The organism is Kiloniella spongiae (assembly GCF_001026905.1).
Taxonomy (GTDB): Bacteria; Pseudomonadota; Alphaproteobacteria; order Kiloniellales; family Kiloniellaceae; genus Kiloniella; species Kiloniella spongiae.
In genome coordinates, this window is record NZ_LAQL01000018.1 from 46,094 (window position 1) to 58,071 (window position 11,978).

The following is an 11,978-nucleotide window of genomic DNA, read 5'->3' on the forward strand; positions in this document are numbered from 1 at the left end:
ACTATTTTCCTTATTCTGATTTACTACAGTTCGTAACATTTCTGGGACTAGTAATCAGACACTCCTTGAGTTTGTTCCCATTCAGATCATCCCTTCGTCTAGTAATCGGGAAATTCTATCTGCTCCCCCAGAAAGTTATGGTCGTGGATTACCACCCGATTATCCCTCAAGAGAACCACAGCATAAGAGGGTGGTTCATCAGTAAAGATTACCTTCTCTCCTGTCAGTTTCAGGGCGACCTGGTGGCAGGTTGAACGTACTGTAGAGAAAGGGATACCCTGCCATGAGCCATGGATCGGGCGGTGTACGTGACCGCAGAAGAGGTGGCGCACGTTGTTGTGCTTTTTCAATATGGCTCCGAGTTCATCACCGTTATTCATATTGTATTGCTCGTCCAGCCAGGGAATGCCGATATCAAAGGAGACGTGGTGCACAAAGAGATAAACGGACTTTTGTGCTGCTCTGGCGCGGGCAAGACAGCCATCCAGCCAATCAAGTTGTTCTTTACTGAGATAGCTCGTATCCATATCGACGAGAGAGTCCAGTACTACAAACTGTCCGACCTCAGTTGCGAATTCATAATAGAGGTAACCGTCCGAACACCAGGGAAGATCAGGAAGTTCTTCTTTGGCGACATGACGCTCATCATGGTTTCCCATCAGGGCGTACCAAGGAATTGGTAACCTGTCGAGAATACGGATAAACTCTCGGTATGACTGCGGGTCACCTCTGTCGGTGAGATCACCTGTTATTATACAAAAAGCAGCATCGGAAAAGTCCCTTGAAATACTTTCAACTGCTACTTCCAGTCGGTCACAGGCATCAATTCCGATGATGGTTTCTGACTTTGGCAGCAGGTGGGTATCTGATAGATGAATGAACTTCATGGAATGGTTCCGTGTTAAATAACTATGAATAACCTATTGTTATGTTAGATTGGTTGCAAATATCAATTTTGTATGTGAATGATAACTTGTGTCTATGAATTTGTCTCAATTAAGGTGTTTTCATGCTGTTGCTTCATACCAGAGTTTTACCGCTGCGGCTAACAGTCTGAATATAAGCCAGCCCTCTATATCTGCTCAGGTTAAGCGCCTTGAAGAAGCTTATCAGGTTGAGCTTTTCTACCGTCATGGACGGCGGGTTGTGCTCTCTGAATTCGGACTGAACTTGCTGGAAATTACCCGCCAACTGTTTCAGTTTGAAGAGGCAGCCCAGCTTTATCTGGAAAGTATGGCTCAGGATGTCAACGGTCATGTGCGTATCGGGGGCGGTAGCCCTCCCTATGTCATGCCTGTTATTGCTGAGTTGCAGAAATTACACCCTGGTCTGACCTTTGGTCTCGAGTTCGGCAATACAAAGGATATCCTTGCATTGCTTCTTGATAATGAGATAGATGTTGCTGTTGTGCCTGCCAGTGTCCCCTATGATCCAAGGCTGGATTATGAGGTTTTGGTCGATGATAGTCTGGTTGCGTTGGTTGCGGCTGACCACCCACTGGCCTCAGAAGACCGTGTGGATTTGGGGCGCCTGTTGGAAGAACGGTTGTTAATCAGGGAAATCGGCTCTGCAACCCGGGTTACTATCGAAAAACTTCTGGACAGGGTAGGGCAGAAACCGGGGAATATCAGCACGATTGTATCGAGGGAAGCTGTAAAGGAAGCTGTGGCCTGCGGGTTGGGCGTCAGCATTGTACGTAACCTGGAAACTGGTAAAAATCCGCGTCTTGTCAGACTGAAATTGGACTGCGGAGAATTGTCGGATGATCTGTTAACCATGACGGAATACGTTGTGAGCCTGAAGAAGAAAAAAGACGCAAGCCTGATCAAAGCCTTTTATCATGCAGCAAGGTCGACCAGGATTTTGTAATTCAGGATATCCCCAACAGGGGGCAGCAATTTTTTGTACCACCTGTTGGGCTTTAAGATGGTTTCCTTATCCCTGATAAACCTTTTCGCCAGCCACATAAGTGGCTGTGATCGCTCGGTCGTCCCCGAGGACCATGAGTGAGAAAAGCACATCTTCAAGATTTTCTGAAACCTCCTGACGGCTTTCAAGTACGGGGGTGGCTTTAGGATCAAGAACGACAATGTCGGCGTATTTTCCTGTCTCCAGATTACCGATATCTTTATCTTGTTTGAGCTGTTTGGCATTGCCAAGGGTGGCCAGATAAAAAGCATCGTGAGCTGTTATCTTTCGGCCTTTGAGCATCGCAACTTTATAGGCTTCACCCAGGGTTTGCAGCATGGAATAGCTGGTGCCGCCGCCGACGTCTGTGGCAACGCCGACACCCACTGGGCGTTCTGGTTTTGACAGGTGGTCGATATCAAAAAGGCCAGAACCTAAAAAGTTGTTTGAGGTTGGGCAGTGCACCACGGTGGAGCCACTTTCGGCAAGGCGCTGGCATTCGCGTTCGGACAGGTGGATACCATGGGCAAAGAAAGAATTTTCGCCCAACAGGTTAAAGTGATCGTAAACGTCGGTGTAATCCTCGGACCATGGGAACTGCTTTTGTACAGTGGCAATCTCACCTGGGCTTTCCGATAGATGGGTTTGCATCAGACAATCTGGATTGTCTTTATAGAGATCACCGGTGACCTGTAACTGTGCATCAGTCGAGGTAACGGCAAAACGCGGCGTGATAGCGTATTTCAGTCGGCCCTTGTTATCCCACTTGTTGATCAGGTCTTGTGAGTCCCTTGCCGCAGTTTCAGGCGTATCCAGAACAGCATCGGGCGCCAGCCTGTCCATCATGGTTTTTCCCGTGATCATGGACATGCCGCGCTTTTCAGCGGCGGCGAATAGCGTGTCAGCACAGGTCTTGTGCACAGAACAAAAGGCGAGGGCAGAGGTGGTACCATTGGCAAAGAGGCGATCGAGGAAAATCTCTGCAGCTTTCGCAGCATATTCTTCAGAGCTGTAGCGACTTTCTTCCGGAAAAGTAAAGCGGTTGAGCCAGTCCAGAAGGTCTTTACCGGGGGCCGCAAGAATACGGTATTGCGGAAAGTGAATATGTGGATCAATAAAGCCAGCCATGATGATTTTATCGTCGTAATCATCGCACGGCAGGCCTTTAAACCCATCCGGCAGTTGGGCAAAAGCACCTTGCCAGAGAATACGCCCGCCTTCACTGATAACAATGACGCCTTTAGTCTCGTATTGGACCGAGTTATCATCCCCCTTGAGGCGAGGATTATCTGTAAAGTTAACGGTCGCACCGCGGAGTAGCTTGGCTGCTGTTTGATCTCTGTTTGTCATCATATGACCTTGGCATTATCAGCCGGAAAGCCGGCAGTTGATCTTCATTGCGATAATAGATTGCTCTGTTTAAGAAAGCGTGGACACTTTTGACCGTGACTTATGCACTACGAAATAGATGCCAAGCCTTTTTCCAACAGGCAAGTCTATAAGATCCAAGATTATTGACCTTTGCGGGTTTGCCCATAAGGTCGTTTATCTTGGGGCAGTAATTTCAATTTTTGTAATCTTATTTGGATGTACGAATGAAAAGGTAAGCCGTTTCGGCCCTGATCTTTTCGGTTATCCAGCTTTTTTTAAGCTTGTCTTTTCAGCTTAATTTATCCGGGTACCAACCCCTGATTTTTCAGGAGTTGGTAGTATCCCAGCGTTTTTCTCAAGGTGTTAAGTTACCCGACACCTTTGTAAGCCTTATTGTGGTAGTTGATCGTCAATGCCTTTGACGTACCAGTTCATGCCAAGGAGTTCACCAACGGCAACAGTTTCGCCTTCTTTAACAGCCACAGAACCGTCCTGTTTAGTGATTGGCCCCTGGAACGGATGTAGTTCACCGGATGCAATTTTTGCTTCGGTTTCCTGTGCCGCTTTTTTAACATCGTCAGGCAAGTTGGTGTAGTCAGCCATGACAACCATTTTCTCGTTCAGGCCACCCCAAGTGTCTTCAGATTTCCATGTGCCGTCCAGTGCAGCCTGTGTACGATTGATGTAGTAAGAAGCCCAGTCGTCAATAATTGATGTGTACTGAGCTTTGGGGGCAAAAGCAGCCATATCAGATGCTTGGCCAAAGCCGTGTACGCCTTGCTCTTGCGCAATTTGAAGTGGTGCGGTGGAATCAGTATGCTGTGTAACAATGTCAGCACCCTGACCGATTAGAACTTTGGCTGCATCAGCTTCTTTACCAGGATCAAACCATGAATTCACCCAAACAACTTTCAACTTGAAGTCAGGGTTTACTGACTGAGCACCCAGCATAAAGGCATTGATACCGCGTACAACTTCTGGGATTGGGAAAGATGCGATATAGCCCGCTACGCCGGATTTGGATTGTTTGGCAGCAATCTGTCCGATGATGTAACGACCTTCGTAAAACCGTGATGAATAGGTCGAAACGTTGTCAGCACGCTTGTAACCTGTTGCGTGTTCAAACTTTACATCCGGGAAACGTTTGGCAACTTTCAGGGTTGGTTCCATAAAACCAAAGGAAGTTGTGAAAATCAGCTTTGACCCTTTACGGGCCAGACGTTCAATTGCACGTTCCGCATCGGGACCTTCGGCTACTTTTTCGACATAGGTTGTTTCAACCTTGTCGCCAAATTTTTCTTCGATGGCTTTACGGCCTTGGTCGTGCTGATAGCTCCAGCCGTGGTCACCAACGGGGCCAACGTATACAAAACCGACTTTCAGTTTATCTGCAGCAGATGCCGGAACTATCGCTAAGGATAGTGCGATCGCGGCGGCAAATCCCAAGATTTTCTTCATTTGGGTTATCCTTCCCTGATTAACGAATTCTCTTAAGGGCAAGAGAACTCCTCGCGGCCGTTTTATTCTTTTGACGTCGGCGCTGGCCGATGTATGCACGACGTCCGTAATAATTCTATTTTCCCCGATTGTCCTGTATGACGTAAAGTCACGGGTATTTGGAGCAACTAGGGAATTCTATATTATCGATCCGGAACAAAGGTTTGACCGATACATGCTGGTGTATTTACACGAGTAAGTGTTTTGTTGCCAGAAATAATGACCAAAGCAATGATTGTCACAACGTAAGGCAATGACGAGAGGAACTGTGATGGTATACCGAAGCCGAGCGCCTGTACATAGAGCCCCATAATCCAGACTGCCCCAAAGAGATAGGCACCAATTGCAAGGCGTTTGGGCAACCAGGTCGAAAAGACCACCAAAGCCAAAGCAACCCAACCACGCCCTGCAGTCATGTTCTCAATCCACTGTGGTGTATAGGCAAGTGATAAATAAGCGCCCGCAAGGCCGGAACAGGCCCCGCCGAACATAATACAGGCATAGCGTACGGCGATAACATTGTATCCCAACGCATGGGCTGAATTGTGATTATCACCAACCGAGCGAATGATCAGGCCCACTCTTGTTTTGAACAGAACATAGGTGGTTGCAAAAATCAACGCGACAGAGGCATAGACAAGAATGTCCTGTCCAAAGAGTATTGGCCCGATAAAGGGAATTGTACTCAGGAACGGTATGGAAAGCTGTTGCAGCTTCACGCCAGGAAGCCCGACAAAAGATTCCCCGATAAGTCCTGATAATCCAAGCCCTAAGAGGGTAAGCGCCAGTCCTGTAGCAACCTGATTTGTCGCCAGTGTTTGCGTCAGAATAGCAAAGAAAAAGGCGAGGGCAACGCCCCCAAAAACACCTGCGAGTATGCCAATATAGGGGTTGCCTGTGGTATAGGCTGCTGCAAATCCGCAGACTGCCCCCATAACCATCATACCTTCGACACCCAAGTTGAGAACGCCGGATCTTTCCGTCACCAGTTCACCAATTGCCGCAAGCAGCAAGGGGGTCGAGGCGGTAATAATTGTCAAGATGACTGCTTGTGTTGCATCCATTGGTTTTACTCCGCCGCTACTGATTGTTGTTTTGTCGAGGTCAGCATTTTAATCCGATAGAGGATCAGAGTGTCACAAGCCAAAATAAAGAAGAGCAGTATGCCTTGAAAAACTTGTGCTGTTTTATCGGACACACCCAAGTCGATCTGTGCGGCTTCCCCACCGATATAAGTTATGGCAAGCATAACCCCCGCAAAGAGAACGCCAATGGGATTTAACCGTCCTAGGAAGGCCACGATGATCGCTGTAAAGCCATAACCGGGGGAGACTGTTGGTTGTAACTGCCCACTTGGACCCGCAACTTCACCAATTCCGGCAATCCCTGCGAGACCGCCGGAAAGCAACAAGCAGAACCAGACAATTTTCTTTCTGGAGAAACCTGCAAAGCGTCCTGCGCGTGGAGAGTTCCCGATAACCAGTATCTCAAAGCCTTTTAATGTTCTACTCATAAGGACTGTCAGAATAACAACAGCTATCACCGCCAGGATAATGCCGATATGTACACGACCATCCCCGAGGGTTGGGAATAACTGCCAACCTTCAAAGGCAATGGATTGTGGGAAGTTAAAGCCTTTGGGGTCTTTCCATGGGCCGCGAACAACCCAATCCAAAAAGAGTTGAGCGATATAGACCAACATCAAAGAAGTCAGAATTTCGTTTGCGTTAAACCTGTTCTTCAAAAAGGCAGGAATTGCGCCATAGAGCGCACCGCCCAAGGCACCAAGTGCAATCATGGCGACAAGAGTGAGCGGTGATTGCCAGGATGTGAAAACGATGGGAACAATTGATCCCACAATCGCACCCATGGTTAACTGGCCCTCTGCGCCGATATTCCAAACGTTGGCCATATAACAAACCGATAGCCCGGCACCGATGAGGATGAGGGGCGCTGCCTTAACGAAAACTTCTTCCAGTGACCACATGGATGTTAAAGGTTCGATGAAGTACACATAGAGTGCTTCGAAGGGGTTTAGCCCCTGGATGGCAAAAATAATGGCGCCTGTGAAAACCGTCAAGGCAATCGCCAGAAGCGGCGACATAAGGGTCATGAATTCCGAGTGTTCGGAACGTTTTTCCAACACGAGTTTCATGCGCTTACCTTCTCATCTGTCCCTGTTATCTCTAGGTTTTTCTTTTCGTGGGCGCCAGCCATTAGCAAGCCTATTTTCTCTAGTGTAAGATCACTTGCTGGGAAAGCCTCTGAGAGTTGACCGCGTGAAATAACTGCAATTCGGTCGGCGATTTCAAAAATTTCATCTAAATCTTGGGATATGACCAGAACAGCTGACCCCGCCAAAGCAAGATCAATCATTGCTTGTCTGATCAGGGCCGCAGCCCCGGCATCGACGCCCCATGTAGGCTGGTTGATGACGAGAACTTTTGGTTTACGATCCAGTTCGCGACCAACAACAAATTTTTGTAAATTACCCCCTGATAATGATCTGGCTTCCGGGTCTGGTTTGCCTTTGCGGACGTCGTAATCCCTTGTGATCCGTTCATTAATCGCAATGGCATTTTCGCGATCAATGAAACCGGATTTTGATAAGCCTGCATCATCGGAATGGCGTGTCAGAACGATATTCTCCGACAGGGAAAGTCCCGGAACAGCACCGTGGCCCAGTCGTTCTTCCGGAACAAAGCCAGCTCCATTGCGTCGACGTTGGGTAATTGTGTCTAAACCGCAATCTCGTCCGTCGATTTGAATGTTACTAGCCGTATCTGCTGTGCTTTCCCCCGAAATTGCATCAAAGAGTTCTGATTGTCCATTCCCGGCGACACCCGCAATGGCAACTACTTCGCCTGCTTTGACGTCCAGATTGATATCCACAAGGGAAACACCAAAGGGACCATCTGCATCTTGAGATAATTTGCTGAGTTTCAGCAGTGTCTCACCGGGATTATGTTCTCTGTTGGCATTAATCGCGTGAACATCTGCGCCGACCATCAATCTAGCAAGACTGGCGGCAGTTTCTTGTTGCGGATCAACCTGACCGACAACTTTGCCCATACGCAGGATCGTTGCATCGTGGCAAAGTCTTTTGACCTCATCCAGACGGTGAGAAATGTAAAGAACGGCGCAGCCTTCTTTTGCCAGACGTTCCAGTGTCAGAAATAGTTGATCGGCCTCTTGCGGCGTCAGAACTGCTGTTGGTTCATCCATAATTAACAGGCGTGGTTCCTGTAACAGGCAACGGACAATTTCAATACGCTGTCGTTCGCCGACGGACAAATCCGCAACCAAGGCTGTGGGTTCCAGCGGAAGACCGTATTCTTTAGAAACATCAGATATTTTCTGGGAAAGGTTTTTGATGTCTGTATCTTTGGGTAGGGCGAGGGCGATATTTTCAACAACACTTAAGGCTTCAAACAAGGAGAAGTGTTGAAACACCATTCCGACACCCAAATTTCGGGCTGCAGCGGGGTTGGCTATGGATACTTCTTGTCCCAGCCAATGCAGAGAACCTTTGGTGGGCTGTAATGATCCATAGATAATTTTGACAAGCGTTGATTTTCCAGCACCGTTCTCGCCGAGAAGGGCGTGAATTTCACCCGGGGCAAGCTTGAGCGTTACATCATCATTCGCGGCCAAATCGCCGAACATCTTGGTGATTCCGCGTGCTTCCAACAGATAATCTGTCGTCGCAGCCGTGCCGCCTTTTGTGGATACATGATCCCCCAATTGCTGGCCCTCCCAATAAGCCTATTTTCCCAGTTCAGTAAGTTTTTCAGTAAGTTTTTAACTCTCCGGTTTTTAACTTACTAGTTTTTATTCATTTTTTTGTCTTATTGGACAAACTTTGCGGTTTTTTCAACTCTATTCAAGTCTGTCATATGATCGGAATCCAAATCTGCTTCAAGTTTGGACACTTCCTCGTCTTTTATAAGTAATTCTGCTGTCACAGATGCGGCGATCGCCGCCGGATGTTTGGACTTTATACCGTCAATCCCAATAGGACAGATCAGTTTCTCTATGTTTGTCCTTTCCATTCCAAATGATTTCAAGCGGCTTTTAAAGCGCGCTTTTTTTGTATCTGACCCAATAACACCGACATAGGAAAAGCGTTCGGCCGTCAGGGCGGCATTGACTAAATCGAGATCAAGCGAATGGCTGTGGGTCATAATCACGATAAAAGCACCATCCGGAGCTTTTGCTAGTGTTTTTACGGGGGTCGGTGTGTAGATTTTTTCGACATTGCCGGGGGTAACTGATGGCAGAGCATTGTGACGGGAATCAATCCAGATAAGATCAAAAGGCAGCGCAGCCATATTGAGCATCAGCGCGCGGCCAATGTGCCCTGCACCATAGAGATAAACCTGACGTTTCTTTTCGCTGAAGCTTTCCAGAAGATTACCGTTGACATCAAAGCCCAGCTTCTGGTGTGTCTCATTGGTAACTTCACGGATAACACGATCAGAAGTAAAATGACCTAGTATCGAAAAGGGGCCCTTTCCTTCTTGGGCTGCCAGTTCTTTAACTTCGTGTAATTGTTCTTTCGTAAAGACTTCGATGAGTAATTTGACCGCGCCGCCACAGCACTGACCGAGTTCCGGACCGAGAGCATGTTGACTGAAGCTTAACAATGCCTTTTGGTTGCGCATGAGTTTCTGCGCTTCTGCCTGAACATGCCATTCGAGTGTACCGCCACCAATTGTTCCGTGAAAACCACCATCTGGGCGAATAACCATGCGCGTTCCGGCTTCTCGCGGGGCAGAGCCCAAGACTTCTGTCATGGTCACCATGGCGCAACAACCCGCGTCTTCCAGATGTTTTGCAATGAGTGACCAGACTTTCATGATTATGCTCCAGCCTTTCTGTCTCGTTTCTTCATATCTTGAACAGAACGAAGAATATTCTCTGGGGTGGCTGGTGTGTTTATTTGTGGGACTTGTCCGGGGGAAATCGAGGCTATGGCATTGGTTACGGCCGAGAAAACAGCCGTAGCTAACATGACCGGGGGTTCACCAACGGCTTTTGATCTATAAATTGTGTCCTCTCTGTTTCCACTTGAATTCCATAAGCTTACACGAAAATCTTCAGGTACATCGGAAGCCGTCGGAATTTTATAAGTAGAGGGCGCATGGGTCCGAAGACGTCCCTGATCATCATAGACCAGTTCCTCGGTGATCAACCAGCCCATACCCTGAACAAAGCCGCCTTCGATCTGTCCGATGTCAATGGCTGGGTTCAATGATTTTCCTACGTCGTGCAGGATATCGATCCGGTTGACTTTCATTTCGCCTGTCAGGGTATCAATGGTAACTTCTGCACAACAAGCGCCATAGGCAAAATAGAGAAACGGGCGACCATCTTTGGTGTCTCTGTCCCAGGTAATATGTGGTGTTGCGTAGTAGCCGGTGGACGAAAGGGATACACGTTCTAGAAAAGCCTGTTGTGTCAGTTCGGCAAAGGCAATCTCCTTATCTCCAACTTGTACTTTGTTGTTGGCAAAACGGACGGCGGTTTTCTCTACTTGATAAAGCTTGCTCGCGAGTTCGATCAGCCGATCTTTGATGGTTTCAGCAGCATGTTTGGCCGCCATCCCATTCATATCAGACCCTGATGACGCCGCTGTGGGGGCTGTATTGGGAACTTTATCCGTTTTGGTCGCCGTTATTCGAACATGCTCTAGATCAATACCAAATTCTTCGGCAACAACCTGTGCAACTTTGGTGTAAAGACCTTGCCCCATTTCGGTGCCGCCGTGATTAACCTGTACAGATCCATCAGTATAAACGTGGACAAGGGCGCCGGCCTGATTTAGGTGCTTAAGGGTAAAGGATATTCCGAATTTTACCGGATTAAGCGCGAGGCCTTTTTTAAGGAAGGGGCTTTTTTTGTTAAAGGCGTTTATTTCTTTGCGACGATTACGATAATCACTGGTGTTTTCCAACTCAGAAACAAGCTCATCAAGGATGTTATCCTGAACCTTCATGCCAAATGGTGTGATATTACGATCTTCATCGCCATAGAAGTTGATCTTCCGCACGTCAAGCGGGTCCATACCAAGTTTAATGGCAATGGTGTCCATCATACGTTCAGAAAAGACCATACCTTGCGGACCACCAAATCCGCGAAAGGCGGTGTTGGAAACGGTATTGGTCATTACACGACGGGATAGGATACGCGCTTGCGGATAGTAATAGGAATTATCCGCATGAAACATGGTGCGATCGTTAACGCCAAGCGAAAGATCTGCGGAACAGCCACAGCGGGAATTGAACTCTACATTTACCGCTGTGAGCTTGCCCTGATCATCATATCCGGCTTGCCAGTGACAGGCCTGATCATGGCGTTTTCCTGTCATAATCATATCGTCATCACGATCCAGACGCATCTTTGCCGGGCGTCCGGTGACATGGGCTGCGAGGGCAGATAATGTAGCCCATTGTGCAGCCTGTGATTCCTTGCCACCAAAGGCGCCACCCATACGGCGACATTCACAAACAACGGCAGCATCCTGAACGCCAAGCATTTTGGCAACGGTGTGTTGAATTTCTGTCGGGTGTTGGGTTGATGAATGAACCAGTATCTCCCCATCATCCCCGGGAATGGCCATGGCGATTTGGCCCTCGAGATAAAAGTGTTCCTGTCCCCCAATATGAAAACTATCTGCAATCTGGTTGGGGGATGATTTGATCACTTCATCCGGAGAACCGCGTAAAAACTCGTATGGTGGCAGTACAGATGCGTCTTTTTCTAGACCATCTTCCACAGTGACCATTGGTACGGTTTCTTCGATTTCGATCTTGGCCAGTCTGGCGGCTTTTCTCGCCTCCAGATGGCTCGTTGCTGCGACGACAAAGATAACCTGTCCATGAAAGAGAATGTGCCCATCAGCAAGGATCATATCATCGCCCATTGCGGGGCTACAGTCATTAACCCCGGGAATGTCTTTGGCAGTTAAAACGGCAACAACTCCGGGGGCAGATTTTACGGCACTTAAATCAAGGCTTTTGATTTTCCCGCAAGAGGCTTGGGCATAGCCTGGGGCAAGATGAAGCGTCCCCTGTGGTTCACGAATGTCGTCGATATAGAGTGCGGTGCCTTTGATATGACGTTCCGCACTGTCATGTTTGTTGTTTTTACCGACAGTAGCTGTTGAGACGTTTGTGACAGGTGACTTGTGAAGCATTTTA

Annotated in this window: 9 protein-coding genes; 1 reads left to right on the forward strand and 8 read right to left on the reverse strand. The window is 48.0% G+C overall.

Features of this window, described 5'->3' with window-relative positions; translation table 11 throughout:
- Positions 1-98: 98 nt before the first annotated feature.
- A complete protein-coding gene (locus WH96_RS18830; protein WP_047765778.1) occupies positions 99-887 on the reverse strand; it encodes a phosphodiesterase in 789 nt (262 codons plus the stop codon).
- A 94-nt stretch (positions 888-981) separates the two neighbouring features.
- Here WH96_RS18830 and WH96_RS18835 point away from each other — a divergent pair, with 94 nt between their 5' ends.
- Positions 982-1,869 carry a LysR substrate-binding domain-containing protein gene (locus WH96_RS18835; protein WP_047765779.1) on the forward strand — a complete coding sequence of 296 codons (888 nt, stop codon included), beginning with the start codon at positions 982-984 and terminating at the stop codon, positions 1,867-1,869.
- A gap of 66 nt (positions 1,870-1,935) precedes the next feature.
- On the opposite strand, the gene guaD is transcribed toward WH96_RS18835, so the two are convergent.
- The 7 genes from guaD to xdhB form a co-directional block, all read right to left on the reverse strand.
- Positions 1,936-3,258, reverse strand: a complete 1,323-nt coding sequence (guaD, locus tag WH96_RS18840; RefSeq protein WP_047765780.1) for a guanine deaminase — start codon at positions 3,256-3,258, stop codon at positions 1,936-1,938.
- Positions 3,259-3,669: 411 nt separating this feature from the next.
- A complete protein-coding gene (locus tag WH96_RS18850) occupies positions 3,670-4,737 on the reverse strand; it encodes a BMP family ABC transporter substrate-binding protein (RefSeq protein ID WP_047765782.1) in 1,068 nt (355 codons plus the stop codon).
- A gap of 182 nt (positions 4,738-4,919) precedes the next feature.
- A complete protein-coding gene (locus WH96_RS18855) occupies positions 4,920-5,840 on the reverse strand; it encodes an ABC transporter permease (RefSeq protein WP_047765783.1) in 921 nt (306 codons plus the stop codon).
- A gap of 5 nt (positions 5,841-5,845) precedes the next feature.
- On the reverse strand, positions 5,846-6,931 hold the full coding sequence (locus WH96_RS18860) for an ABC transporter permease (RefSeq protein ID WP_047765784.1): 1,086 nt from the start codon (positions 6,929-6,931) through the stop codon (positions 5,846-5,848).
- The gene (locus tag WH96_RS18865) at positions 6,928-8,520 is read right to left on the reverse strand and encodes an ABC transporter ATP-binding protein (protein ID WP_245629513.1); all 1,593 of its coding nucleotides are present in this window, start codon (positions 8,518-8,520) and stop codon (positions 6,928-6,930) included. The genes WH96_RS18860 and WH96_RS18865 overlap by 4 nt, the downstream gene beginning before the upstream one ends.
- 104 nt (positions 8,521-8,624) lie before the next feature.
- Positions 8,625-9,635 (reverse strand): xanthine dehydrogenase accessory protein XdhC, encoded by a 1,011-nt coding sequence (gene xdhC / locus WH96_RS18870; protein WP_047765785.1) that lies wholly within the window; start codon positions 9,633-9,635, stop codon positions 8,625-8,627.
- Positions 9,636-9,637: 2 nt separating this feature from the next.
- Positions 9,638-11,974: a xanthine dehydrogenase molybdopterin binding subunit gene (gene xdhB / locus WH96_RS18875; protein WP_047765786.1), complete on the reverse strand. Its 2,337-nt coding sequence runs from the start codon at positions 11,972-11,974 to the stop codon at positions 9,638-9,640.
- Between the last annotated feature and the right edge of the window lie 4 nt (positions 11,975-11,978).

Excerpts from the sequence above, each read along its gene's own strand:
- WH96_RS18830 (WP_047765778.1), bottom strand. The coding sequence starts at position 887 with ATGAAGTTCATTCATCTATCAGATACCCACCTGCTGCCAAAGTCAGAA.
- WH96_RS18835 (WP_047765779.1), top strand. The coding sequence starts at position 982 with ATGAATTTGTCTCAATTAAGGTGTTTTCATGCTGTTGCTTCATACCAG.
- xdhB (WP_047765786.1), bottom strand. The coding sequence starts at position 11,974 with ATGCTTCACAAGTCACCTGTCACAAACGTCTCAACAGCTACTGTCGGT.
- WH96_RS18850 (WP_047765782.1), bottom strand. The coding sequence starts at position 4,737 with ATGAAGAAAATCTTGGGATTTGCCGCCGCGATCGCACTATCCTTAGCG.
- WH96_RS18860 (WP_047765784.1), bottom strand. The coding sequence starts at position 6,931 with ATGAAACTCGTGTTGGAAAAACGTTCCGAACACTCGGAATTCATGACC.
- xdhC (WP_047765785.1), bottom strand. The coding sequence starts at position 9,635 with ATGAAAGTCTGGTCACTCATTGCAAAACATCTGGAAGACGCGGGTTGT.
- WH96_RS18855 (WP_047765783.1), bottom strand. The coding sequence starts at position 5,840 with ATGGATGCAACACAAGCAGTCATCTTGACAATTATTACCGCCTCGACC.
- guaD (WP_047765780.1), bottom strand. The coding sequence starts at position 3,258 with ATGACAAACAGAGATCAAACAGCAGCCAAGCTACTCCGCGGTGCGACC.